Here is a 25,437-nt window from a genome sequence, read left to right as displayed (position 1 = left end):
CGGGCAACGTGGAGCAGGAGTCCGACATCGCCTGCCGGCGACCCCTTGTCAGGAGCGGATCAACGATGAGCTACGACGCTTTCCTGAGCTACAGCAGGGAGGACGAGGACGAGGTGACGCGGATCGCCGAGCGCCTGCGCGACGAGGCCAACCTGCAGGTGTGGTTCGACCGCTGGGAACTCGTTCCCGGCGACCCGTGGCAGGAGAAGCTCGAGGAGGCGCTGCGCCAGCTCAACACCAGCGTCGTCTTCATCGGCCGCAAGGGGCTCGGCAACTGGCAGGCGCCGGAGGTGCGGGCGGCGCTGAACCGCAATGCCGAACGCAGGATGCGCGTCGTCCCCGTTGCGTTGCCCGGCGTCGACGTCAAGGACGAGCGCATCCCGCTGTTCCTCAAGAACCTCGACTTCTGCCTCCTGCGCTCGCTCGACGACCAGCCGAACTTCGAGCGCCTGGTCGCCGGCATCACCGGCGTGCATCCACGCTTCGCCCGCGCGGCACCGGCGGCGCGTCCGGCCGCTGCGGCTCCCCAGCCGATGGACCCGAACCACGAGGCGATCGGCTATCTGCAGGGACACCTCGAGAACGATGCCATCTCGTTCTTCGTCGGTCGTGGACTGATGTCGGCGCTCACCCCCTGCGACATCACCGAAAAGCTGTTGCGATCGCTCGAGCTGATCGGAGCGGATCCACCAGCGTTGCTCCCCTCGCTCGATCTCGCAGCCAACTACTACGCCGTCAAGAGCGACGACAACCGGCTGCAGGCCGATGTCGCGAGCATCCTGCGCCAGGGTCACCTGCAGATTCCCGAAGCCTATGGCGAACTCGCGCTGCTGCTCAGGGACCTCTGCGCCCGCCCCGCCGGCCGCGGCCGCCGGCGCTACCGCCACCTCGTCATCACCTCGGTACTCGATACGACGATCGAACAGGCCTTCCTGCGCGCCGGCGTGGGTTTCACGCGTTTCGTCCAGTCGGCCTCCGGCAAGCGGCTCGACATCAACCTCTACGACCAGGTCGAGCTGGGCGACAGCGGCTTCATCCGCGTCACCGAGCGCAGCGGCTACCACCACTCGTTCCCGCTCGACAGCGGTGACGACATGGACCGCGTCATCGAAGAGTGCGACGCGCGCAGCCTCAACCTCGGCCAGGCCGCCGGCTCGCCCGATGCCACGCAACTGGCAACCATCTTCAGCGAGTTGCGCGAACCGATCCTCTACAAGCTGCACGGTTCGCTCGACGTGCGCGACAGCTTCACGCTGTCGACCGAGCAGTACTACGAAGCCGTGTCGCGCTCGCCGTCGCACAAGGCGGTGCCGGAACAGATCGCGCAGATCCTCTCCAACACGCCGATCGTCTGCCTTGGCAGCCGCATCCTCGACCCGGATTTTCGCCTCAGCTACTATCTGCTGCGCGAGTGCCTCGACGTCCGCCGCGGGCAGATCCGGCGCTTTGCCGTGCACCCACGCGATCTCGGCGACCAGCGCGACTGCAGCCACCAGATGGGGCTGCGTGCCTGGAGCCGTCTCGCCAACTGGGCGACGACCCGCTACGGAGTCGAGATGCTCGACATGCGCAGCGAGCTGTTCCTCAGGCAACTCCGCGGAGGTTCACGGTGACGACGCCGACGCTCGACCAGTACAAACCCTACAAGGGCCCGGAGAGCTACCAGGTCGAGGACGCGGCATTCTTTTTCGGCCGCCGCGAAGCGGCCGACGAAGTCGTCGCGCATGTCCTCTCGGCCCACATGAGCCTGCTGCACGCCCAGTCGGGCGCCGGCAAGACCTCGCTGCTGAACGCGCTGGTGATCCCGCAACTAGAGGAGCGCGGCTGGACGCCGGTGCGCATCCTGCCGCAGAACGACCCCGTCCGCGCGACGCGAATCGCCTGCCTGCAGTATGTCGTGCCGCCACCGGAAGCCGAGGCACTGGCCCTGCGCCGCGCGCTCGACGGCCTCTTCAGCGCCGCCGACGATCCCACTCTCGACGAGCTGCTGGCGCGTTACGACGACCCTGGCATCCTGCCGGCACGCGACCCGCGCAAGCGCTGCCTGATCTCGCCGGTGCTGCTCGATGAACTCGCTGCCCGTTACCCGGGGCTCGACGGCGGCAAGGTGACGCCCTACGTCTGCCGCCTGCTGCGCTCCAGTCTCGACCTGGCAAGCTTCGCCGACCATCTGGCGGCAATCGGCACCGCCTGCGGTACCGGCAGCGAATCCTGGCAGCCGGTCCGCGGCGACACGCGCGTGCGGCAGCTGCTGCAGACGCTGGAGGGCCGCGCCTGTCGTGCGGCCTACACGGCGACGCTCGACTACCTCGACCTGCCGGTGCGCGAACTGCGACCCTTCATCGAGAACCTGCTGCGCATCTATGGCTCGGTGCGACCCGGTTTCTGCCTCGTCCTCCTCTTCGACCAGTTCGAGGAGTTGTTCACCCGCTTCGTCGATCCCGGATCGCTGCACGCGCCGGGCAGTCACGAGATGCCCGACTGGCGGCTGCGCGTCGAGTTCATCGACGAACTGCGTACCCTGTGTCGCGAGCCGCCGGCGGAAGGCGGGCGACGTCGTGGCAGCCGCCGGTCGGTGCTGCCGGTGCGCTACCTGATCTCGATGCGCAGCGAATACATCGCCCAGTTGCGGCCCATCCGCGAGTTCGTTCCCGAGATCGACCGCTCGGTCTGCCAGCTCGAACTGCTGACCCAGGCGAGCGCGCGGCGGGCGATCGAGGAGCCGGCGGTGCTCTATGGCTACACCTACGAAGAGGAGTGCTTCAACCAGATCCTCGCCGACCTCCTCAAGGAAGAGCGCTACATCGAACCCGCCCACCTGTCGCTGGTCTGCGAGAAACTCTGGCTCGAGTCCGGTCGCGACCTCGTCCGCCAGCATCCCCCGGCTGCTGCCGGCGAGCTGCCGACGGTGCCACTCGCCACCTACGCCGAACGCCTGCACGGCGCGAAAGGGATCCTGCGCGACTTCCTGCAGGATTTCCTTGTCGCTCTGGCCGACGACGACGAGAGGCGCGAAGCGCTCGAGCTGATCGAACCGCTGATCACCGGCAGCGGCACGCGCAACATCGTCGAACGTCGGCAACTGATACACGTCCCCTTCCGCGACGCGACACGGCGAACGGCGCTGCTCGACAAGTTGGTCAACCGTACGCTGGTGCGCATCGAGCCGCGCCTCGGCGGCCAGTTCATCGAGATCACGCACGAGTTCCTGATCCAGGCGGTGCAGGAAGCCTTGCAGAAGTATCTCTACGGCAACGTCGAGTATCAGCAGTTTCGCGTCGCGCTGCGCGCCCTCGCCGAGAGCCAGCGCGATCCCGCCGCTTCCGCCACCGACTCGGTGATCAACCGCGCCGAGTTCGGCATCCTCGACCGCAACCGGCAGCGCGTGCAATGGAACGGCTGGGCGGTCGAGCAGATGCTGCGTGCCTGGCTCTGCCACGGTACCGGCAGCGAGCAGCGGGCGACCCTGCGCTACTGGCTGGATGCCGCCAGCGGCTTGGCCGCGGTCGCCGACCTCGGCACCATCCGCGAGCGCCTCGCCGGCTGCGGCGCCGGCCAGGGCTTCCTGTCGCGACCCGAACTGCAGCAGATCAACGCCAACCGTGACCGACAACCATTCACCCCCACCGAGCGACGGGCGATCCTGCGCAGCGAACTCCTGCGCGCCACCGCCGAAGAGCACGCCGACGTCCGCTACTGGACCCAGCAGGTGACGCCATGAGCCATCCCGCCTTTCAGATCATCGACGAGTTCCTGCAAGCCACAGACAGCAGCGCGCAGGCGCGGCGCAACGCCGCCGTCGCGCTCGCCACCATTGCCGACGACGAAGCGCTGCCGCGATTGCTGCGGATCGCCATCAGCGACGGCGATGCCAGCGTGCGCGCCACCGCCGAAGCCGAACTGCAGACCCTCTGCGGGCAATCGCCGGCGGCGCTCGGACCGGCGATCGCGACGATGCTCGCCGGCAGCGAGCAGGCACCGGCAGCCTATGCACTGATCGGGCGCCTGCAGGCGCAGGGCGCCACCCTGCCGCCGCTGCCCGCATCGCTGCCGTGGCTGCGCCTCGCGCTGTCGCTCTTCCGCGACGCGCGCGGTGCCACGGGGTGGTGGTCGCGGGCGGTGCGCGCGATGGTGCCGGGACTCTTCACAGCCCTCGTCGGTGTCCTGGCTGCGCACGCCTACATGCAGTTTCTTGCCGAAATCAGCATGCGCAGCGAGCACGACGTCGTCGGCCCGCTGGCCGCCAGCCTGCTGTTCATCGCCGGCCCGCTGATCGCCTTCGGTACGTGGCGAACGACGCCATACCGCCTGCATCCGCGCCGCGGCAGCGGGGCGCTGGCCGAAATCGCCTGGGCCTGCCTGCATACGGCCGCACCGGGAGTCGTCTGCGTCGCCGCGATCCTCCTCGACGATTCCCGGGGCGCCCTCGCCGACGCGGAAGACTGGGTCATCGCCGGCATGCTGCTCCTGCTGCCGCCGATCGTTGCCGGCGCCATCCGCGCCGGCACAGTCGCCGCCGACGGCGCCCTCGGCAACGTCCGGCGTCTCGTCGGTGGCGGCTTCGCCAGCATCGTCGGCGCCGCCGCCGGACTGGTCTGCGTCACCCTCGCCACCGGCCTCTTCCATGGCGTCAGCGCCAGCGTCTGTTCGCAGGTGTGGATCTGGTGGCTGCCGATCTGCGTCGGACTCGCCGGAGCCTATGCCTGGATCGACGCCCGCGTCCCCTGCGCTGTGGGTGCAACAGCGGACAGCCAGCGGTTGACGATCTGCGCCGTCGTCCTCGGCGTCTTCTTTCTCGGCGCGGCGATGCCGATCCTGCGCGCCAGCGGCAGCACCCTCGGACTCGGCACGCCGATCGCGAGCGTCGATGTCGCTGCGCTCGAGACCAGACCGACGAACATCCCGCTTGGCTCGCTGCCGGCGCGAATCGACCTCACCCTCAGGAGCAGCGGCCGCTGGAACCTCATCATCGACATCGAACCGCCACCGCCGACGGGCGAATCCGGTGCCTATCTCTGGCGCTCCAGCGCGCGGCTACGGCTGCAGGAACTGACTCCCGGGGCCATCCACGAAATCGATGGCCAGGGCAGCTCGACCCTCCTCTTCTTCGACCGCAATCTCGATCACCTGCTGCGCGACTCGCATGCCCTCGGCGCCTTCCTCGACGCCTGGTGGGGCCGCCAGCACGTGCCCCCGTCTGCGCCCGGTGCCGAGGCCAGAGAAACGCCGCCGGAGCCGCGTGTCGTCAAGCTGTCGGCCTTCCCGGTGGCCCCGACGATCCGCTTCGGCGTCCAGCAATAGCCAAGCAAGAAGGAAACGGCGGTTGCGCAGGCGCCGACCGAGTGCACCGGGAGAACCACCAGCCGTACCGCGACGATGCAGGCGATCGCCAGGCGACGATGAGGTACGTGTACGGCAACCGGGGCAGGCACCCGGCGCGCCCGGCGCCATCGTTGCGGCGTGTTCCGCGGTTCCGGGATCAGCGCCATCGAAGCGGCATGCTGCCGGCCTGCGCCACCCTATTGCTTCGGCAACTCGGTCAATTTCACCATCAACCGCGTTGCCGGGTTGATCAGCGCAGCGCCCATCGGGTCCTTGGCCAGCGTTGCAAAATCGCCGTAGCCGAAATGCAACCCACTCGGCGTGAGCATGTTCAGGCGCACGTTGCCGTTGCTCGGCACATCGGGGCGCTCCTTGTCCCACGGACCGATCAGCTTCGCCACCTCCCGCCCGGCAGCCAGCAAGGCCTCGATCTCGGCGTCCAGCGAATCGTCGGCTCGTTCCCAGAACACGCCAGCGCCGCTGAAGTTCAAATAGCGCGCGCTGCCATCGCCATACGCGGCAACGATATCCGCGCCGTTCTCCATGCCGACCTCCACCACCACGCCATGAACGATCTTCGCCTGGTCGGCAGGTGGGTTGACGCCCAGGCCGCGCAGAAAGTGCCACGCCTGCACGTAATGCCGCGATTCAAGCCCCGGCATGTCGGTGATCTGCCGCAAGGTCTTGATTGCCGCTGCGGTCTCCCGGGCTTCGAGACTCTTGCGCGCCTGCACGAAAGACGACCATGGTTCCAGGTGCGCATTCTCCTCCTTCGCCCATTCTTCGATGGGCAGATCGCCAAAGCACATGTCGCGAAGCGTGACCCGCCTTGCGGGCTTCCCTTTCTTCAACCAGTTGAACATGAGGACTCCTGATCAATTGAACCCCGGCAGCGCTCTGGCGCTGCCGGCCGTAGCGCAGCTTGCCGGGCAGGAATCGTCCGCAACGGAGCCCTCCCGGTCGCAGAAAGCACACGCAGTGTCGACCTTATCCATATGATTCCATAAAAGCCACCAATGGTTTTCCGCCATCGCCCCTGGGGGCGTCCGAAGACCTGGTGAAAACGCCGCGCTACGCGTCCGTCGGCAGCACCGGCAGAAACGCGCCGCCGCATTCAGGGCAGGAGACGCTGAGTCGCGACGGATCGCTGACATCGACGTTCGTCGTGGCGAAGTGCAGCAGGTCGAGAAACAGGTAGGCGCCCAACGGCAGTTGGTCGATCTCCTGCGGCGTCGCCTGCCGGCCATCGGCCCAGGACAGACCCTGGCTCAGGCGCAGGATCGCGCGGAAGCCGGTGTTGCGCCGCGTCCAGTGCCAGTGGTCGTCGTCGCGCTCGATCGCCGCCAATGCCCGCCAAGCCGACGCCGCCGCCGCCAGGCTCTGTGGTCCGACGAGTGGCCGCAGGCGGCCGCATAGCGTCGGTTCCGCCGGATAGCGGAAACGGATCAGCCGCGCCAGTGGCCGGCCCGCCGGGCGGCTGCCGCCGGGCAAGGGATCGGCGAGCGCCGGGTGCCCCATGAGGACACCCTGGTCGAACAGCCGGTAGGGGGGCAGGCGCAGCGTCAGCCAGTAGAACAGCAGATCGAGTTCCACCTCGCCCGCCGGGCAATGCGGACAGTCCGCGAGGGCCCGGCCGCTGGCGATCAGGGCGTCGTAGAAGGCGTTGCGCGCCTGGCAGACCGCCGCCAGGGCGGGCGGCGAGGCGACGATGGCCTGCGCCTGCTCTTCCGTCGGCACCTCGCCGTCGATGCTGTCGATCAGCGCCGCCATTTCCAGCGCCAGGCGCCCCTCGACGACCGCCGGAAAGCGCTGCTCCGGGTCGAGGACCAGGGGCAGGATCTCGGCGGTCTCGGCCTCGCGCAGCACCAGCTCGCGGAGGCAGCCCGCCAGCTCGATGCGCAGCCGGGGTCTTGGCACCACGTGCATCAGGGAACCGCCGCGGCGGGCGCTGACCCCACTGGCGGCGACGGCACGGCGGCCGCCGTCACCGCAGGCGCGGCGAGATCGCGCAGGCGGACCGGTCTCAGGCTGTAGTCCGGAAGACTGCGGATGCCCGCGCCACCCAGTCGATCGACCGCCGCCGCGTTCAAGGGCACGACCCGCACCATGTCGAAATGCCCCCTGGGGGAGACGGCTTCCATCGATCCTCCTGCCCGACCGACGAGCACGTTTTCGTCTTCCCTGATCGTCGTCAGCGGAATCTCCGTGATCAGCAACGGTAGCGATTCGATCGTGCCGACGACGCGGAAGACGCCGCCGATGGTCTCGTCTTCCGACGTCGGGATGCGCAGGCCCTGGACTTGATCCAGCCGGTTGCTGACGGTAGTGATGCCCGCCGCCCGCTCCTCCAGGCTGCCGCCGGACAATGCCGCAAGTTCCTCGGCGGTCAGCGGCCGGGTCCCCGCTGCCTCGCCCAGACGTGGCGCGAGGCGGCGGGTCTCGGTGGCGCGGACCCGCGCCGCCACGGGATCGATCTCATCCAGGAACAGCAGCCCGTCGCGATCCCGGCGTTCGCTCACCGCTGCGCGCACCCGCAGCGCGAGATCCCGCGCCGTGCCGGCCGACGCACCCGCCGGCTCGCCGCCGCTCCCGCTCAGCGCCCGCTCGGCAAGCCGCAGCAAGGACGCCTCCACGGTCTGCAACCGTTGCAGGTAGCTGGCGTAGTCGCCGTGCTCGGCAACGAAGCGGCGGTAGGTCACCGCGACCGCCTCGGACTCGCGATGCAACAGGGCCGCGTCCGGATGCGTCGGCGCGCGTGCCAGTAGCGCCCGGTAGGCGCGCAGGGCGTCCTCCACCGCGCTCAGGGTGACATCGGCGCTCGGCGTCGGCGCCGCACCCGGCGGCCGCGACGGCATGGTCATCGTCGCCGGTGGCCGGCCCACCGACGCCGACAGCGCCGCACGCGGCGACTCGGCGATCAGGGCCAGCTCGTCGCGGTTGAGCCTCGCCTCGGCAGTGGCCAGCAGGCGGTCGTAAGTGGACCGTCCGGGGGCCGCGGCCGCCATCAACGGCGCGGCGCGCAGGCCGAAGGCGGCGGGATCGACCCGGTAGCGCGCGTTGCGCAGCATCTGCTGCACCTCGACGTGCTTTTCACGCACATCCTCCCAATCGATCTCCGCGGCGCGCAGCAGGCTTTCCAGCTCATCGAAGCCCTCGTCGAGGTGCGACCACTGCGGCATCTCGCGTACCTGCTCCTCGCTCATCGTCGCGGTCGCCTGGCCGAGCTGGCGGTCGATCTCGTCGAACCGGCGGGTGACCCTGGCGGCCGCTTCCTCGCCGCCCTCCTCGCCGCGATGGACCTGCTCGCGCAACTGGAGGAACTGCGCCCGCAGCGTATCGAGTTCGAACAGCCCGGCGTACTCGGTGCGGGCACGCCCGTAGGCGCGCTCGAACGCCGCCAGCAGTTCGCTCTCCTTCGCGCGCGCGGACGCGCGGTTGCTGTTGATATCCATCGCCGCGCTGCGGCGCAGCGCCTCCGGGTCGCTGACGCCGACCGCGCGCAGTTGTGCGTCGCTGCGCTGGCCAAGCTCGATGGCGCCGACGATGGCGCGGTACTCGGTCATCAGATCCCGGAGTTCCTGGTTGGCTGCGGTGACCTCGGAGGGCAGGAAGGCGGATGCCCGCTCGATGGCGTCGAACAGTCCGAGGTAGTCGAGGAAGGAGACGATGGGGCCGCCGAGGAGCATGATGGCGAAACCGGCGGCGACGACATAGGGGTTCCCCGAGCGCATCATCGCCTGGCTCAGGACCATCAGGAAGAGGTTGATGCCCTCCGTGATCGCGACGCGGCTGATTGCGACGGCGGCCTCCTCGCGGCTGGCATAGTCGGCGGAGACCGCCTGCGTGAAGCTGAGCGCCGACATGACGACGAACTCGCCGGGGTGCACGTGGATGCCGGACATCATCCGCAGACCGATCGTCAGCCCCTGGAAATTGCGCGTCGTTCCCGCCACGCCCTCGACGACGGTGGTGCGGCCGCTGCGGGCCCGTTCCTCCAGCTCGTGCTGCTCGCGGATGGTCTGGATCACCATCACCGCCCCGAGGACGCGCCCGGCCCGCTCGGCGCCGGTGCGGACGCGGTCGGCGGCCGTCCGCTCGGCCGCCGGCTCGTAGACCACGCGGTTCTCGATCAGCCGTCCGGTGCCCGGTTCGCGACTGAACAGCACCTGCCCTTCCTCGGAGCGAACCAGCGACTCCAACTCGCGCTGCGTATGCACCAGTTCCTCGGCGAGCACCGTGCGGCTCGCCTCGGGGCTCGTCGCCAGTTGCTCGCTGATGGCGGCGCGCAGTTCGTTGAGTGCCGCCGTCAGCTCGACGCGCGTCTCCGCCGGCCGCTCACCGGCGTGCAGGCGCTGGCGCAGGATGTCGGCGCGCTGGTTCGCCTCCATCACCCGGCGCGCCGCGGGGTCGAGCGGCGCCTCGCCGCTGCGCCGCAGCAGGACCAGGGCGGTATCGCTGATCACCGGTACCCTGCCCGGCTCGGGCGCCGTGAAATCGCCCAGCTCCGGCGCGCGCAGGGCGTTGCGCAAGGCCTGCTCGGCGCTCGCCATCGTCGCCGGCATCGGCCGCGACGCGTCGGGAGCCACGGCCGGCCGGCCGGATTCGTGCGCGCCACGCCAGATCTCTTCGCTCACCGTGCGGACATAGGCCTCGCGCGCGCTGCGGACGGCGTCCCGGGCACGGGTCAAAGCCTCTTCGCGCGCCCGCGAATCCGCCGCCAGAGCGTCGTACTCGGCGCGCGTCCGACCGCGCCGCGCCGACCGCGAACGGCGCCCCTGCTGCGTCTCGATCTGCGCTTCGAGATGGCGCAACGCCGCCTCGGACTGGCTCAGCAGCGGGTCGGCCGGGCGCAGCCCTTCGGCCGGCAGCCCGGCGACGCCTTCGACGCGAGTGCCCGCCGCGGTGGTCGCCTCGATCAGCCGCACGTCGCGCCCGGAGGCGGCGAGGAAGACCTCGAAGCCGCAGGCGCGCAGGAACCATACCATGGCCGGGTTCACCAGGCTGCGTCCGAGCGCTTCGTGCTGCGCCGAGACCACCACCATGTCCGCCGGCGCCGCCGTCCCCGGCGGCCGCGCCGCCGCCTGCGCCTGCCGGATGTCGTGCAGCAGCGAGACGAATCCGTCGAGCTGGCTGGCACGCACCAGATTCGGCTGGCCACCCTCGACCCACCCCGACTGCATGTGGTGCGTCATGTTCCAGACCTGGAAGCGCGCCGGGCTGCCGAGGCGTCCCAGCTCCGCTTCGAGGTTGGCGCGGCTGGCGCCGCTGCGGTCGGTCGCCGGCCGCGTCAGGTCGGTGGTGCGCACGTCCGGGACGACGATCAACCGGTTGCCCGCCGGCAGGTCGATGATGTAACTGGTCGAGGTGGTATCGACGAGCGTGTCCGGGATCGGCGCCCGCGGGTCGACGGCAGCGCGCGCCCGCCTGGCCGCCAGGTGCTCGCCGGTGGCGGGATCGACCAGCGCCGTGTCGGCGATGTCGCCAGGCACGCCGGCACGGCGTATGCCCTCGACCACCGGGTCGGAGGTCGCGGTGCTGAGGTCGCGCAGGGAGCCCAGGGGCGCCGCGGCGGCGACCAGGCGACCACCCTCGGGCACCAGCAGTTCGACCTGCGTCGGTGTGTCGGCGAGCCGCCGCAGGGCCTCGCTGACATGCTGCGCGCGCGCGCGGCGGAAGGCCTCCTCGCGCATGGCCGCGTCGCCGACACGGCTGCCTTCGCTCGCCTCCCAGGCACTGCGCCGCGCGTCGAACTCGGCCTCGGCGCGATTCCGCACCCCCCGCGTCTGCGCCTCGGCGATGTCGCGCAGGAGATCCTGGAAGCGCGGGTCGGCGAACTGCAGCGCGTTCACCCGCAGGCGGCCGATGGGGAAGCGCTCGGCCAGCGCGGGCAGCAGATTGGTGTGGTCGGCGTGCAGATGGGTGATCATCACCTCCAGGATGGGCCGCCCGCGCAAGCTGCGACCGACCCGATCGACCATCGCCGCGGCCAGTTCGGCGCGCCCGTCGGTGCCCACCCCGGCGTCGATCAGGCGCACGCCCTGGGCGGTCTCGAGCACGGTCAGCGCGCCGGCGCCGACCGCGAGGTGGTGATACTCGCTGACGATGACGTAGGCGTCGGTGACCCGTTCAACGGCCAGGGTCCGACCGCCGGCGCTGACCGACGAGGGCGTGACCGGCGGTACGCCGGGGAAGGGGAAGGTGCCCGGAACGATTCCCGGCGAGCGCTCGCCCTCGGCCGGTGGCGCGGCCTCACAGCTCGCCGCCTCCGCCCCGCCGAGGCTGGTGAGCGCGATCGGGATCGCATAGAGGACGATCGGGACCGCGGCATCGAAGGGCTCGAAGACCTCCACCGTCTCGCTCACGGCCGGCGCCCCGCCAACCCCCGGCAGTGCGACGCTCACCCGGCTCGGCGCCGGCGCCGCGGCGTCCGGCGCGGCCTCGGGGCCAATGAAATCGTAAGGCCCACCGCCACCACAGCGCGGCGCCACTCCGCCCGCCCCGCCGTGGCGGCGCAGTGCCTCGGCGCGCAACACCCGCTGGTTCGCCTCGGCGGTCTGGCGCTCTGTCGATCCGGCGATGAGCCCGGGCATTTCCCGGCGCAGGATGTCCAACTGTTCGTCGAGTTCCGTGTCGTTCAGCGCCTCCGCCCAGGCGGGGCTGATCGACATGCTGCGCACGTCTCCGTCCACCCGGCGCGCCAGCCGCCGTTCGCCGGCGCCGTGCTGCAGCACGTGGGCCAGTTCGTGCGCCAGGAGTCGCCGGCCTTCGGGTGCCTCAGGCGCGAACTCGCCCGCGCCGAACACCACGTCTCTGCCGCTGGTGTAGGCCCGCGCCCGCACGGAGCGGGCCGCGGCGGCCGCCTGCGGGCCGACATGCAGCCGTACCTGTCCGAGATCGGCGCCGAAGCGCGGTTCGAAGTAGCCCCGCTCGCCGTCCGAAAGCGGCCGGCCAGCGCCGGGAACGCCGCGCTCCGCCGCCGTCGGAGCCGGACGCGTCGCCGCCTTGCGCCAGGTCTTGCCGGGTGAATCGTCGGCACCCGCGGGCGGCGATGCGGCACCGGCGGGCGGTGGCGCACTCGCAGGCGGCGCGCCTGCCGCGGCGGCCGGCGCCGCCGACAGGGCCCGCTCGGCCACCCGGTCCGCCTCCAGTTCCTGCGGATCGCCGGGCTGGCTCAGCCGCGCGTCGTCAGCGAGCGGTCCGGCCGACGCACTCGCGCGGCGCAGGTAACGCGGCAACTTCGGCGCCGGATGGCTGGCGGGCACCGACGGCGCCGGCTGGTTGCCGGGCGCGGGCCGCTCCGGGCCGATGGCATCGTGGCTGCCGCCGCGCCGGGCGAATTGCATCGCCATCGCTCACAGCCCCGCGCGCACTTGCCGCCGTGGCGAGCGGTGGCCGCCGCTGGAGGCCACGCGCGGCGCGAAACGATCGCTGGCGCCGCCACGGCCGCCGGCGACGAGCTTCCTGCCGCTACCCGATCGCGCGCAGAGGAGCGCGCGCTCGCCGCGCCGAACGCGGTCGCGACTGGCCCGCCCCGGTTCCACGCCGAGTCGCTCGCGGGTCCGGCAAGGATGGGAGATCGAACGCATGCCCAGAGTCTAGGAGGCTCGACGAACGGCTGTCAATGCGGCAACCGATTCCGGCAGCCGATTGCCGCGTCCGGCCATGAACAGCTGCCGACGCGTACGTTCGAACCGGCGGCGGATCAGATCGAGCCGGACGCGTCGAAAACCACCGATACGCGCCAGGTGTCGTGTGCCATCAGCTAGAATTGACGGCATCGGATTCGCAGCAGGGAGGCGTGCCAGCCCTGCGCGGGACGGCGGACCCTGGTCGCTTGCCGGCCATCAGCCCTCGCCTCGCCGGCTCGGCCCGCGATCACGTTCAGGAGGCCTCAATCATGTCGGCGCATGCCTATCTCTCGCAGTTGCAACTCGCGCCCGTCGCCGTGCGCGCCAGGACGGACGATTCGACGACGGATGCGCTGCGTTCCGTTGCGGTCACTGCCAAGACCGCAGCAGACACGGTCGGGATACCGCTCGCCGATGTGCGTGCCGCCGTCGATGTCGGCAGCGTGGTGAGCTTCGTCGACGGACTCGACGCGCAGAGCAAGGACGACGTGCTCGATTCCCTGCAGCTCGCCCAGCGTGCCGCAAACGCCGCCGCCGACCGCTTTGCCGATGTGCGCAACTGGTACCACCAGTACCTCGACGTACTCAGCCAGATTGGCTGGGTGACCGGGCAGTTCGCCTTCCTCGAACGTGAGCAGAGCGAAGGCGACCTGCGCATGGACCAAGCCGCGCTGTCCGTCCTGATGGCGATCGCGACGCAGAACCAGTTGGCCATCCTGAAGGAGGCGGTGGCCGCGCTCGGCTCGCTGGCCAGCAGCGACGGCACCATCAGCCTGTTTGCGCAGATGAGCGCCCACGAGGGGCTCGGCAACTTCCAGATGGGCGCCGCGCAGCGTGCCGGCAACGGCGTGGTCGAGCTGGCGATGGGCGCCTACCACTTCCGGGCTGTGGACAGCACCGACCGGATCGTCTTCCTCAAGCGCACCACCCGGGCGCTGCGGCTGTGGACGGCTGCCCAGCGGATGACGCTGAACACGGCGAGCTATGCGGAAAACCGGGCGCAAATCCGGCAGATGCTCGGCGAGGAGCGCCAGCGCGCGATCGCGGCGATCCGGCTCAAGCCGCTCTGATCGGCCCGGCGGGGGCATCGGTTGCCGCCGCGCCGCCGGCGTGGTGCGCGGCCGATCTGGTTGACGACGCAGTCGCCGCCGCCGCGCCGCGTGGTTCCGACAGACCGTAGCACCAGACATCGATCAACACCGACAGGAGACGCACCGCCATGGCGACTGCAACCGCTCAAGCCCTCGTCATCGCCAGCGCTGATGGCTTGCGTGCCCGCGTGGAAGGCGCGGCCGGCGCGGGCGCCGATTGGACCGCCAGCAACGACAAGGCTGCGCGACGGCTGCGCGGCTGGGCCGAACGCCATGAGCGGCTGGCCCGCTCGGACGACGCGGACAGCGAGCTGCTCGAGATCGGCCGCGAAATGGCGCACTGGCTCGATGATTCCGGCTGGCTGAGCGGCTGGCTGCGCCGTCCCGGAGCGCGCCGGCTGATCGTGCAATCGCCCGCGGTCGAGCACGACCTCGGGCGCCTGTTGCACGACGCCCCGTGGGAACTGCTGGCCGGGCCGGACGCCGGGTCCGGCCACTTGGCGGGCGACCCGCTGCGGCCTCTCGAGGTGGCACGCCGCCTCGGTGCCCCGGAGGACCCGCAGCAGCCCGTGCACGGCGATCTCTGCCTGCTGTTCATGGCGGCCGCGCCGCAGGGTGAAACGGTGCTCGACTTCGAGGCCGAGGAATCCAGCATCCTCGATGCCACCAGGAGCCTGCATCAACTGCTGCTGACCGTCGAGGAAAGCGGCTCGCTCGCCGGTCTGCAGCAGCGCCTGGGCGCCAGCGAAGGCGTCGCGCCGGACATCGTCCACCTCAGCTGCCACGGCGGCGTGGACGATGGGTTGCCCGTGGTGTACCTCGAAGACGAACGCGGCCAGCGGCAACCGGTGCCCGCGGCAGAACTCGCCGCGGCCTTGTCCGCGTCCGCCAGCGCGCAGTTGCGGCTGGTCGTTCTCTCCGCCTGTGGCACGGCGGCGCAGACCAGCGACGGCGAAGGGCGACGCAGCACGCTGGTGACCGACCTGATCTGCAGCGGCGTCGATCAGGTGCTCGGCTGGGACGGATCGGTGGCCGACCGCGACGCGACGCAGTTCGCCGCCGGGTTCTACAAGGCGCTGACCGCGCGGCACGATGTCGTGTCTGCCGCGGCCAAGGCACGGCTGCGGCTGCACCGCGAACATGCACAGGAACCACGCTGCGGCCGGCACTGGCACATGGCACGGGTCTACCTCGGGCCGCGTGGCGGGCAGCCGCTGCTCGCTCAGGGCGGGCAGCGGCGGGCGCTGCGCAGCGCCGTTGGCGAAGAGCATTTTCTCGACAAGGCACGCGCCGCGGTGCCGGTGGCGACGCGCAGCCACTTCGTCGGCCGGCGGCGCGCGATCCAGCAGGTGCTCGGCGCCTTCCAGGACGGCCGGGCGGTGCTGGTGCACGGCATGGGAAACCTCGGCAAGTCGAGCCTGGCCGCGCGCATCGCCCACGACCGCCTGCCGCAGCTCGCCTGTGTGGTGGTGTTCGGCCGCTACGACGCGCTGGAAGTCTGGGACCGCCTGCTGGACGCCTGCACGCCCGCCGAGCGGCCGCCATTCAGGGACCGCTGGCGCAGCCGGATCGCGGCCGACGAGCGAGAACTGGCCGACGCGCTCGACGACCTCCTCGCCGGCCCACTGGCCGCGCAGCCGGTGCTGCTGATCATCGATGACCTCGAGCGCGTGCTCGAGGAACCGCGGCCCGACCAGCCGAGCGTCCGGGTCCAGTCCGAGCGGCGGCCGATGCTCGCCGCGGTGCTCAGGGCCTTCGGTCGGCAGCAACGCAGCAAGCTGCTGCTGACCGGCCGCTACACCTTCAGCCTGCCCGACTCGAGTGGGCGCGATCTCGCTGCCGACCTAGTCCTCGTGCCGCTGCGCGCCATGGACGAGAGCGACCGCCGCAAGCAGCAGCGTGCGTTGCTGCGCGACTTGCCGGCGCGGCAGGTCGCGCGTCTCGACCCCGCCCTGCTGCAGCGCGCCGGCGAGCTGGCCGACGGCAACCCCGGACTGCAGGCGCTGCTCAGCCAGCCGGTGCTCGCCGGCGAGGCGCAGGCCGCCAAGCAGGCGTTTGCCATCATCGAGCACTACCAGCAGCGCGGCGTGCCGCCGACGGCGATCCAGAACGAACTGGCATCCGGCCACGCTGCCGACGAGCGAAACGCCGTGCTCGCCTTCTTCCGGCGGATGGCCTTCGACACCTACCGCAACGCGCTGAGCAGCCAACAGCTGCGCGCGCTGCAGGCCGGCTGCCTGTTCGCCAGCGGCTTGCCGCTGCCGCTGCCCGCGCTGCAAGCCGCTGCCGACGCCGCTGGCGTCCGCGATCCCGCCGCGGCCGTGCAGCGCCTGCTCGGGCTCGGCCTGCTCGACGACCACGGGCAACTGGCCGACATCGCGCACGCCGCCGTCAACCCGCTCGCCCGCCCGCTGGTCGATGCCATCCCGGACGACGACGCCCGGCACTGGGCGGCTGCCGCGCTGCCCACGCTCGCAGACGCGTGGATCGACGGCGACACCTTCCGCTGGCCGGTCGCCTTTGCCGCCGAGGCCTGGCGCCTGATCGAGCTGGCAGGGTCGCCGGCGCCGGCCCGGCTGATCGACGCCGCCACTGCCGTGCTCACCCGCCATCGCCACGAGCGGGGCGACCGGGCCCAGGCCATCCTCGATCAACTGGTCCTGCCGGCGCGGCAGGCGCTCGCTGCGCAAGGCCACGCCCCGTCCCGCCACTTCTGGTCTGCCGTCCATGACGTGGCGGAGCGCGCCGGCGACACCGGGTTGCGCATGGCGAGCGTCGCGGGACTCAAGAACCACGCCACCTCGCCCTTCGAGCGTGGTTCGGCGCTGCTGCGAGAAGCATGGGCCGCCCAGTCCAGCGGTGATCCCGACGGCGCCGATGGCTGCTTTGCGGAGGCGGCGGCGCTTTTCCGTTCCGCAGGTGCAGACCGGGATGTCGCGATTGCGCGCGGGGGCCAGGCCGACATCCTGCAGGCGCGCGGGCAGCTCGACGAGGCGCTGCGCATCCGGCTGGAAGAAGAGCTGCCGGTCTATGAAAAGCTCGGCGATGTGCGCTCGAAGGCGGTGACGCAGGGCCAGATTGCCGACATCCTGCAGGCGCGCGGGCAGCTCGACGAGGCGCTGCGCATCCGGCTGGAAGAAGAGCTGCCGGTCTATGAAAAGCTCGGCGATGTGCGCTCGAAGGCGGTGACGCAGGGCAAGATTGCCGACATCCTGCAGGCGCGCGGGCAGCTCGACGAGGCGCTGCGCATCCGGCTGGAAGAAGAGCTGCCGGTCTATGAAAAGCTCGGCGATGTGCGCTCGAAGGCGGTGACGCAGGGCCAGATTGCCGACATCCTGCAGGCGCGCGGGCAGCTCGACGAGGCGCTGCGCATCCGGCTGGAAGAACAGCTGCCGGTCTATGAAAAGCTCGGCGATGTGCGCTCGAAGGCGGTGACGCAGGGCCAGATTGCCGACATCCTGCAGGCGCGCGGGCAGCTCGACGAGGCGCTGCGCATCCGGCTGGAAGAACAGCTGCCGGTCTATGAAAAGCTCGGCGATGTGCGCTCGAAGGCGGTGACGCAGGGCCAGATTGCCGACATCCTGCAGGCGCGCGGGCAGCTCGACGAGGCGCTGCGCATCCGGCTGGAAGAACAGCTGCCGGTCTATGAAAAGCTCGGCGATGTGCGCTCGAAGGCGGTGACGCAGGGCCAGATTGCCGACATCCTGCAGGCGCGCGGGCAGCTCGACGAGGCGCTGCGCATCCGGCTGGAAGAAGAGCTGCCGGTCTATGAAAAGCTCGGCGATGTGCGCTCGAAGGCGGTGACGCAGGGCTACATTGCCGACATCCTGCAGGCGCGCGGGCAGCTCGACGAGGCGCTGCGCATCCGGCTGGAAGAAGAGCTGCCGGTCTATGAAAAGCTCGGCGATGTGCGCGAGAAGGCGGTGACGCAGGGCCAGATTGCCGACATCCTGCAGGCGCGCGGGCAGCTCGACGAGGCGCTGCGCATCCGGCTGGAAGAACAGCTGCCGGTCTATGAAAAGCTCGGCGATGTGCGCGAGAAGGCGGTGACGCAGGGCCAGATTGCCGACATCCTGCAGGCGCGCGGGCAGCTCGACGAGGCGCTGCGCATCCGGCTGGAAGAACAGCTGCCGGTCTATGAAAAGCTCGGCGATGTGCGCGAGAAGGCGGTGACGCAGGGCCAGATTGCCGACATCCTGCAGGCGCGCGGGCAGCTCGACGAGGCGCTGCGCATCCGGCTGGAAGAACAGCTGCCGGTCTATGAAAAGCTCGGCGATGTGCGCTCGAAGGCGGTGACGCAGGGCAAGATTGCCGACATCCTGCAGGCGCGCGGGCAGCTCGACGAGGCGCTGCGCATCCGGCTGGAAGAACAGCTGCCGGTCTATGAAAAGCTCGGCGATGTGCGCGAGAAGGCGGTGACGCAGGGCAGGATTGCCGACATCCTGCAGGCGCGCGGGCAGCTCGACGAGGCGCTGCGCATCCGGCTGGAAGAAGAGCTGCCGGTCTATGAAAAGCTCGGCGATGTGCGCGGGAAGGCGGTGACGCAGGGCCAGATTGCCGACATCCTGCAGGCGCGCGGGCAGCTCGACGAGGCGCTGCGCATCCGGCTGGAAGAAGAGCTGCCGGTCTATGAAAAGCTCGGCGATGTGCGCGGGAAATCGGTAGCGCAGTTCCAGATCGCTTCATTGCGTCTGGAGAGGAACGAGCAGCAGACGGAGGAAGGTTTCCTCGCCATTTTCGAGAGCCTCCGCCAAGCCTACGACATCGCTGCGCAGATGCGCATTGCCGACGGGATCTCGGCCGTCGGGCCGCTCTATGCGCAGTTTCTGGCAGCGGCGCGGGCTTTCACGCCGGCGCTCGAGGTGCTGGCGGCGGTGGACGAAGCCTGTGCGGTGCTCGGCGACGAGGCCGGGCGGCAGCAGGCGGCTGATCTGCGGCAGCAGATCGAGGCGATGTTGGGCGGGCAGACCTGACGACCGCGAAGCGCGTTTGGCACGGGCGGGAACATCATGTCAGAACCTGCCCAGGGCAGCGCGCGAAGCACTGCCATCTGCCCTGCACGACAGGCCCTGACACCACTCCGCCGACCGACCCGGCAGCCAGCCCTCGCGCCGCACCTCAAGGCGAGTTCGTCACTTCCCCCCAGGCAGCCGGCGGCGAAGGACGGCGCGCCGCGGAATCGAGGTCAGCCGGCGGCCGATCGCGGCGATCCGGCTCAAGCCGCTCTGATCGGCGCGGCACGGGCATCGATTGCCGCCGTGCCGCCGGCGTGGTGCGCGGCCGAGCTGGTTGGTCATCGCCTCCAGCCGGCCGCGATCGAGGTCGCGTGCCAGGTGTTGCCAGGCATCCGCCCGCACCGGCAGCGGCGCCTTGATACTGTCGATGCCATAGAGCGTCACGCCGCAAGAAACGGGACGTTGACATCTCCCGGCCGCGGGGCACCGCACGGTGAGCGTGCTGCGTGCTCGCTCCGCCTTGTGCCCATGCACTGGCGACAGCAGCGGGATCAGCCGCCTTGGCCAGCCCCAGAAACCCGTACTATCATTGGCCCCCTGCAAGGGCGCTGCCGCGCCCCAGGGGAGATTCTTCGTGAAGGAGCAGCCTGTCGCCCCCAGTTTCGCCCGCGCTCCCGCTCTGCGCGGGCGGGCGGAATGGCACAGCCCGAATGCGGCACCGGCATCCCTGCGCTCCAGCCACAGCGACGACATCGACTTCATTGACGAGTCCGAGACCGACGAACAACACCCGCAGCTTGCCGCGGCGCGCCGCGTCACTCTCGTCGCCGACAGCCACATGACGAAGTCCCGAGCACCGCGCTGCGCGCTGATCGACGCCATCGCCGATCTCCTCGTCCCCCCCCCGGTCGCACTGATGGCGCTGGAGGCTGCGGGAATCGACCGCCTGTTCGCCATCGGCCTGCGCGCGGGACGACCCGGGTGGACAGCATGACACCTGACGCGGGCGCAGCCGCGGTCCGCATCCGGCTTGCCGCGCGCCAACTGGCGCGGATGAGCGTGGCCGGCATGCGCGTCCTGAACGGCATCCGCATGCTCGGCTTGGCAGCGCTCCTGGCGACCTTCCTGATCGCGACCGACGATGTCCAGGCTGCTCCCGATCGCCAGGCGGTTCTCGTACTGAGCTCGTACCACCTGGGTTTTGCGTGGACCGACGCCCAGGTCGAGGGAATCACGTCGGTACTCAAGGAGAGCCACCTGCATCCGGAGATCTTCCTGGAGTACATGGATGTCCTGCGACTGCCGGATCCCTACGACGAGCGCGGCTTCGCAGACCACCTCGGGCGCCGCTACTCCTCACAGCGCTTCGACCTGATCATCGCCACCGATGACGCGGCCGTTTCCTTCCTCACCAGGAACCAGCCGTCGCTGTTCGCCGGCACGCCGGTCGTTTTCAGCGATGCCGCGGCCTTCGACGCGACAGTCTTTCCGCCGGAGATCGCGATCACGGGAGTGATCGAACGGATCGACATCGCGTCCACCCTGCAGGCGGCACAGCGCGTGCGACCCAAGGCCGCGCAAGTCGTGGTGTATGCGAACCGGGCCGACTCCGGTACGGGCTTCGACCATGCCCGTGACGTCCTCGGCACGCTGAAGACGAACGTGCCGATCCGGATCAAGCGCGATCTCAAGCTCGAGGAGATCGTCGCCAGCGCCGCCGCGCTGTCGGCGGAGGACATCGTCTTCGCCCTGGCCTCCGCCCATGACGCGGCGGGCAAGTGGCACAGTCCGGCGGAAGTCATCGGCCGGGTAAGCGCCGTGTCTCCGGCGCCGCTGTTCGACATCACAAGCCATCGTGTTCGCGGCGGCCTGACCCTCGGCGGCAAGGTCGAGGACGGCACCGACATCGGCCGGCTCGCCGCACGGATGGCGCTGCGCATCCTCGCGGGCGAGGACGCGCGCAGCATTCCGGTGCAACAGGCGCCGCTCGCCTACGTCTTCAATCATGACCAGATGCAGCGCCACGGCATCCACGAGTCTGAACTTCCCGAAGGAAGCGTCGTCGTCGGCAAGCCGCCGACGCTGTACGATCAGCATCGCGGCACCGTCTGGGTGGTGGCGACCGTGCTCCTCGCCCTGAGCCTGGCCGTGCTCCTGCTCATCAACAGCATCCGGCGGCGCAAGGGCGCGGAGAGCTCCTTGCGCACCTCCAACACCCTGATCAACGCCGTCAGCCAGACGCAGGCTCTGTACATCGCTGGCGCAGATACCCGCGAGGTCTTCGAGCGCATGTTGGCCTCACTGCTGGAGATGACCGAAAGCGAGTACGGCTTCATCGGCGAGGTATGCCGCAACGAAGACGGATCGCCCTTCCTGCGCACGCAGGCGATCACCAACATCGCCTGGAACGACGAAACGCGGGCGTTCTACGCGACACATGCGCCACGGGGCCTGGAGTTCCGCAACCTGGACACGCTCTTCGGCGCCGTGATGACCACCGCAAGGCCGGTGATCGCCAACGATCCCGACAACGATCCGCGCCGACACGGCTGTCCGTCCGGCCATCCCCCGCTGAACGCGTTCATGGGACTGCCCTTCTTCCGGGGCGCCGAGCTGGTGGGAATGGTCGGCGTCGCCAACCGCAGGGGGGTTACGGCGAGCAACTGGCGACGCAGCTCGCACCCCTCCTCAACAACTGCGCGAGTCTCACCGAGGCCGTGCGCGAAAACCGCAGACGTCGCGACGCCGAAACGGCACTCCGGAACAACGAGGAGCGACTGCGCCTTGCCCTGGTCGCGGGGAACCTCGGCTTCTACGATCTCGACCTCGGCACCGGCGAGGCGCTGATCAGCGCCGAGTATGCCGGCATGCTCGGTTACGCAGCCGGCGAACTGGAATTGTATGCGGCGAACTGGCTCGAGCGCGTGCACCCGGACGACCGCGACGTCGCCGGGCGGACATTGCACGAGTGCATCGCCGGCACGCGCACCGAATATGAGCTGGAGTACCGGCTGCAGACCAGGTCGGGCGAATGGCGATGGATTCAATCGGTCGGCAGGGTGGTCGCCTGCGACGGGCAGGGGCGGCCGCTCAGGCTGCTCGGCACGCATGCCGACATCAGCGCCCGCAAGCAGTCGGAGGAGATGCTGGAGCTGACCAGCCTCTCGGTGGAGCACGCGTCGGACGCCATCTTCTGGCTGGACCGGGACGGCGGTTTCGTCCATGCCAACGACCAGGCGTGCCGCTCGCTCGGCTACACGCGCGAACAGCTGTTGCGGCTGCACCTCTGGGATGTCGATCCGGACACCAGCGAAGCCGGCTGGCGCGAATCGGCGCAAGGCTCCGAACTGGCCGGCTCGCTGCGCAACGGAACGCGCCACCGGCGCAAGGACGGCAGCATCTTCCCGGTCGAGGCATCGTCGCGATCCATCGCTTTCGGCGGCCGGGTCTACGGGTTCGCCTTCGTCCGCGACGTCTCCGAGCGCAGGCGCGCCGAAGAAGCGGTGCAACAGAGCGAGGAGCGCCTGCGGCAGGCGATCCGCGTCTCGGGGATCGGCATCTTCGACCACGATCACCGGGCCGACACGATCTACTGGTCGCCCGAGTTGCGCGCGATGTTCGGCTGGGGGGCCGACGAGCCCCGAAGCATCGATTCGTTCATCGAGCTCATTCATCCCGACGACCGCGAGGCGGTCCTGGCTGCCATCCAGCGGACCCACGGCGCGAACGGCGACGGTCAGTACGAGGCCGAATACCGCATCGCTGACCCCTCCGGCGTCGTCCGCTGGGTGCTGGCGATGGGGCAGACGTCCTTCGCCGGCGAGGGTGGCTCGCGTCAGCCACTGCGCACGGTCGGGGCCACACTCGAGATCACGGCCCGCAAGCAGGCCGAGGAGGCCCTTCGGCGCGCAAACGAGGAACTCGACGAGCGCGTCAGGCTGCGCACCGAAGAACTCGCCACCTCCAACGCGCAGTTGCGGGAAACGCTGGACACCTTGCGTCGCGCCCAGGAAGAGCTCATCCGCAGCGAGAAGCTGGCCTCGCTGGGTTCGCTGGTAGCCGGCGTGGCGCACGAGATGGGAACGCCGTTGGGCAACAGCCTGATGGTGGCCACCACCCTGTCCGACAGGACCCGCAAGTTCTCGCAACTGGCGGAGGGGGCGAGCCTGTCGCGCACGGCGCTGCGGGACTATGTCGCCGTGGCGATGCAGGCCAGCACCTTCTCGAGCGCAACCTCCTGCAGGCGAACGACCTGATCGGACACTTCAAGCAGGTCGCCGTCGACCAGACCAGCGCGCAGCGCCGGCAGTTCGACCTCGCGGCGACGATCGGCGAGATCGTCGCCACACTGCAACCGCAGTACCGGAAGACCCCGCATCGCCTCCGCGTCGACGTCCCGGACGGCATCGTCATGGACAGCTTCCCCTGCCCCTTGGGCCAGGTCATCACCAACCTGGCAACCAACGCGCTCGTGCATGGCTTTGCACAGTCCGAAGCAGGCCTCCTCGAGATCGAGGTGAGCCAGCCCCGCAACGGACGCCTCACCATGCGGGTCAGCGACAACGGTTGCGGCATTGCCGCCGAACACCTGCCGCGCATCTTCGGTCCGTTCTTCACGACCCGCCTCGGCCAGGGCGGCAGCGGCCTCGGCCTGCACATCGTCTACAGCATCGCCACCCGGGTGCTCGGCGGCCGCATCGAGGCGCGCAGCACACCCGGCACGGGAACCACCTTCGTCCTCGAGCTGCCACTGCAGGCCCCAGACGCGCAGCCCGCCGCAGCCACCTGGGGCGCCGTGCCGCGTTGAGATGGCGCTTGCCCGACGCCTGTTGCCGGTACGCGGACCGCCGCAGCCGCAGATTCCGGTCGACTGCCACATCGCAAGCGATTGATTCGGCGATCGGCTTGACGGGGGTCGACAAGCGTGGGCCGACATCGTCCAGGTCATTCGCCGTCGTGCAGCCGAGCAGGTAGCGGCAGTCAAGGACAAACGGCCCACCCTGTCGCCGTCGATCGAGGCTGTCGTCAGCACCTTTGACGGCACATCCGTCGCACGACGGCTCCTGACACCAATCCGCCGCCGAACGCTGCAGCCAGCCCGCGCGCCACAGCTCAAGGCGAGTTCCTCATCTCCCCCCGGCAGGCGGCGGCGAAGAACGGCGCGCCGCGGGAACGAGGTCAGCCGGCGGCTGCTCGAGGCGATAGAAGCGGACTCGTCCGGCAGGCGGCAGATCGGCGGACTCCGGCTCGCCAATGAAACGCAGGCCGGGGCTTCCTTCCCACGGGGCGAGCGGACCGCGCGCCTGTGCCGATCGCGGATAGTAGAAATTGACCACCAGCGAAAGGCCGTGGCGCCGCTCCCACGCTGTGTCGAGCAGTGGATTGTCGTGTCCGCGCAGCGCCATGCCAGCGGCTTCGACGGCGAGCCGCCACGCCGCCGCGTCCTGCGGACAGAGGAAGTCGGCGGCGAAGGGAGAACGTCGCGATACCGCCGGGTTGAACTGCTGCGGCTGGAAGACCACCCCGGCGACCCCGCTGCCGTATCGCCGGCGCGCGCTTGCCGACACCTCGGCCAGACGCACCCGGTTCATCGCGCCCCAGGCTATGGCGCGCGCCACCCGCGGATCGTCGGCGAAGCCGGTCGACCGCGCCTCGGCGTACACCAGCCGGGCAAGCAGTTCCTCGTCGCTCGGCCGGACGGCGAGAAGCACGTCCCGCGGCGCCTGCTCCGCCGCGCGTCGCAGACACGCCGGCAGATCGCCAGCGACGGCTGCGCGCGCCGCCAGCAAGCCGCAGGCCAGCGCCGCGAAGGCGGCGACTTGCAGCGCTCCGGCAGCGGCCAGCGTCCCTCGTGTCGAGCTGCCCGGCCGTTGCCAGCCCGCGTGCTCCGTGCCGGCGCCGCGTCGGCAACTCGCCGCGAACGCCAGGGCAACGACGGCCAGGACGACGATGAGCATGATGATCGGCACAGTGTGGTCCACCATTCATTCCTTCCTTCTGAAGCGCAAGGCGAGCCACGGTGCCGACGCGGCAGGCGGCGGCAAGCCTGCCACACCACGCCATTCCTCGAGCGGTGTGCGGGCTGCGCTGGCCACGGCTCTGTTCCGAGACGGCAATCTTTCGCTCGGCCGCGCCGCGCGGTTGGCGGAGATGAGCCTGCCGGCATTCCCGCAGCATCTTTCCCGCTTGGGGATCCCCGCCATCGGCGGGTCGGCCGAGGAAGCCAACCGCGACATGGAAACCCTCGCCGCAGGGCTCGGCCCGTCCTCGCCGACGCCAGCCCGCTGATCGCCTTGGCGCACCTGGGAGGGCTCCGCAGGCTCCCGGTGCTTTTCGGCACGCTCGTTCTGCCGGAATCCGTGCGCGCCGAGATTCTCGACCAGGGCACGAAGTGATTCAGGCGATGCTGCAGCGGGTCGGCGGGATCGGTCAAGCCTGAAC

The 25,437-nt window shown here is 70.1% G+C and carries 15 protein-coding genes; 9 read left to right on the top strand and 6 right to left on the bottom strand.

Annotated features, from left to right (window positions below):
• The first annotated feature begins 65 nt into the window (after positions 1 to 65).
• The 3 genes from HT579_12690 to HT579_12680 are packed head-to-tail and all read left to right on the top strand — an operon-like array spanning position 66 to position 5,301.
• Positions 66 to 1,613, top strand: coding sequence for a TIR domain-containing protein (locus HT579_12690; GenBank protein QKS29690.1), 1,548 nt, complete (start codon positions 66 to 68; stop codon positions 1,611 to 1,613).
• Positions 1,610 to 3,721 (top strand): hypothetical protein, encoded by a 2,112-nt coding sequence (locus HT579_12685; GenBank protein QKS29689.1) that lies wholly within the window; start codon positions 1,610 to 1,612, stop codon positions 3,719 to 3,721. Before HT579_12690 ends, HT579_12685 begins: the two co-directional genes overlap by 4 nt.
• Entirely contained in the window at positions 3,718 to 5,301 is a 1,584-nt protein-coding gene (locus tag HT579_12680) for a HEAT repeat domain-containing protein (GenBank protein ID QKS29688.1), read from the top strand. Before HT579_12685 ends, HT579_12680 begins: the two co-directional genes overlap by 4 nt.
• Before the next feature lie 218 nt (positions 5,302 to 5,519).
• On the opposite strand, the gene HT579_12675 is transcribed toward HT579_12680, so the two are convergent.
• The 3 genes from HT579_12675 to HT579_12665 all read right to left on the bottom strand — a co-directional run bounded on the left by HT579_12675 (position 5,520) and on the right by HT579_12665 (position 12,671).
• The gene (locus tag HT579_12675; protein QKS29687.1) at positions 5,520 to 6,056 is read right to left on the bottom strand and encodes a hypothetical protein; all 537 of its coding nucleotides are present in this window, start codon (positions 6,054 to 6,056) and stop codon (positions 5,520 to 5,522) included.
• A gap of 337 nt (positions 6,057 to 6,393) precedes the next feature.
• Positions 6,394 to 7,239, bottom strand: a complete 846-nt coding sequence (locus HT579_12670; GenBank protein QKS29686.1) for a hypothetical protein — start codon at positions 7,237 to 7,239, stop codon at positions 6,394 to 6,396.
• 8 nt (positions 7,240 to 7,247) lie between these two features.
• On the bottom strand, positions 7,248 to 12,671 hold the full coding sequence (locus HT579_12665) for a DUF4157 domain-containing protein (GenBank protein ID QKS29685.1): 5,424 nt from the start codon (positions 12,669 to 12,671) through the stop codon (positions 7,248 to 7,250).
• A 548-nt stretch (positions 12,672 to 13,219) separates the two neighbouring features.
• Here HT579_12665 and HT579_12660 point away from each other — a divergent pair.
• Together HT579_12660 and HT579_12655 are read left to right on the top strand one after the other, a co-directional pair.
• A complete protein-coding gene (locus HT579_12660) occupies positions 13,220 to 14,020 on the top strand; it encodes a hypothetical protein (protein ID QKS29684.1) in 801 nt (266 codons plus the stop codon).
• 149 nt (positions 14,021 to 14,169) lie between these two features.
• Positions 14,170 to 19,014: a CHAT domain-containing protein gene (locus HT579_12655; GenBank protein ID QKS29683.1), complete on the top strand. Its 4,845-nt coding sequence runs from the start codon at positions 14,170 to 14,172 to the stop codon at positions 19,012 to 19,014.
• A gap of 159 nt (positions 19,015 to 19,173) precedes the next feature.
• On the opposite strand, the gene HT579_12650 is transcribed toward HT579_12655, so the two are convergent.
• Positions 19,174 to 19,599, bottom strand: a complete 426-nt coding sequence (locus HT579_12650; protein QKS29682.1) for a hypothetical protein — start codon at positions 19,597 to 19,599, stop codon at positions 19,174 to 19,176.
• 31 nt (positions 19,600 to 19,630) lie between these two features.
• Between HT579_12650 and HT579_12645 the strand changes: the two genes are divergently transcribed.
• Positions 19,631 to 19,990, top strand: a complete 360-nt coding sequence (locus HT579_12645) for a hypothetical protein (protein QKS29681.1) — start codon at positions 19,631 to 19,633, stop codon at positions 19,988 to 19,990.
• Positions 19,991 to 21,713: 1,723 nt separating this feature from the next.
• On the top strand, positions 21,714 to 23,252 hold the full coding sequence (locus HT579_12640; GenBank protein QKS29680.1) for a PAS domain S-box protein: 1,539 nt from the start codon (positions 21,714 to 21,716) through the stop codon (positions 23,250 to 23,252).
• Here HT579_12640 and HT579_12635 read toward each other — a convergent pair.
• Positions 23,186 to 23,374, bottom strand: a complete 189-nt coding sequence (locus HT579_12635) for a hypothetical protein (protein QKS29679.1) — start codon at positions 23,372 to 23,374, stop codon at positions 23,186 to 23,188. The genes HT579_12640 and HT579_12635 overlap by 67 nt on opposite strands.
• Before the next feature lie 33 nt (positions 23,375 to 23,407).
• Here HT579_12635 and HT579_12630 point away from each other — a divergent pair, with 33 nt between their 5' ends.
• Entirely contained in the window at positions 23,408 to 23,803 is a 396-nt protein-coding gene (locus HT579_12630; protein ID QKS29678.1) for an ATP-binding protein, read from the top strand.
• A gap of 319 nt (positions 23,804 to 24,122) precedes the next feature.
• Here the strand turns inward: HT579_12630 and HT579_12625 are convergent, their stop codons facing one another.
• The gene (locus HT579_12625) at positions 24,123 to 24,980 is read right to left on the bottom strand and encodes a cell wall hydrolase (GenBank protein ID QKS29677.1); all 858 of its coding nucleotides are present in this window, start codon (positions 24,978 to 24,980) and stop codon (positions 24,123 to 24,125) included.
• On the opposite strand from HT579_12625, the gene HT579_12620 reads away from it, so the two are divergent.
• Positions 24,946 to 25,284, top strand: a complete 339-nt coding sequence (locus HT579_12620) for a UPF0175 family protein (protein ID QKS29676.1) — start codon at positions 24,946 to 24,948, stop codon at positions 25,282 to 25,284. The two genes, HT579_12625 and HT579_12620, sit on opposite strands and share 35 nt — an antisense overlap.
• Positions 25,285 to 25,437 lie beyond the last annotated feature (153 nt).

The sequence above is a fragment of the Candidatus Accumulibacter similis genome, from assembly GCA_013347225.1.
GTDB lineage: Bacteria > Pseudomonadota > Gammaproteobacteria > Burkholderiales > Rhodocyclaceae > Accumulibacter > Accumulibacter similis.
This window is presented reverse-complemented; position numbering and strand designations above follow the sequence as displayed.

Excerpts from the sequence above, each read along its gene's own strand:
- HT579_12655 (QKS29683.1), top strand. The coding sequence starts at position 14,170 with ATGGCGACTGCAACCGCTCAAGCCCTCGTCATCGCCAGCGCTGATGGC.
- HT579_12625 (QKS29677.1), bottom strand. The coding sequence starts at position 24,980 with ATGGTGGACCACACTGTGCCGATCATCATGCTCATCGTCGTCCTGGCC.
- HT579_12690 (QKS29690.1), top strand. The coding sequence starts at position 66 with ATGAGCTACGACGCTTTCCTGAGCTACAGCAGGGAGGACGAGGACGAG.
- HT579_12680 (QKS29688.1), top strand. The coding sequence starts at position 3,718 with ATGAGCCATCCCGCCTTTCAGATCATCGACGAGTTCCTGCAAGCCACA.
- HT579_12665 (QKS29685.1), bottom strand. The coding sequence starts at position 12,671 with ATGGCGATGCAATTCGCCCGGCGCGGCGGCAGCCACGATGCCATCGGC.
- HT579_12620 (QKS29676.1), top strand. The coding sequence starts at position 24,946 with ATGAGCATGATGATCGGCACAGTGTGGTCCACCATTCATTCCTTCCTT.
- HT579_12635 (QKS29679.1), bottom strand. The coding sequence starts at position 23,374 with ATGCGGGGTCTTCCGGTACTGCGGTTGCAGTGTGGCGACGATCTCGCC.
- HT579_12660 (QKS29684.1), top strand. The coding sequence starts at position 13,220 with ATGTCGGCGCATGCCTATCTCTCGCAGTTGCAACTCGCGCCCGTCGCC.
- HT579_12630 (QKS29678.1), top strand. The coding sequence starts at position 23,408 with ATGGACAGCTTCCCCTGCCCCTTGGGCCAGGTCATCACCAACCTGGCA.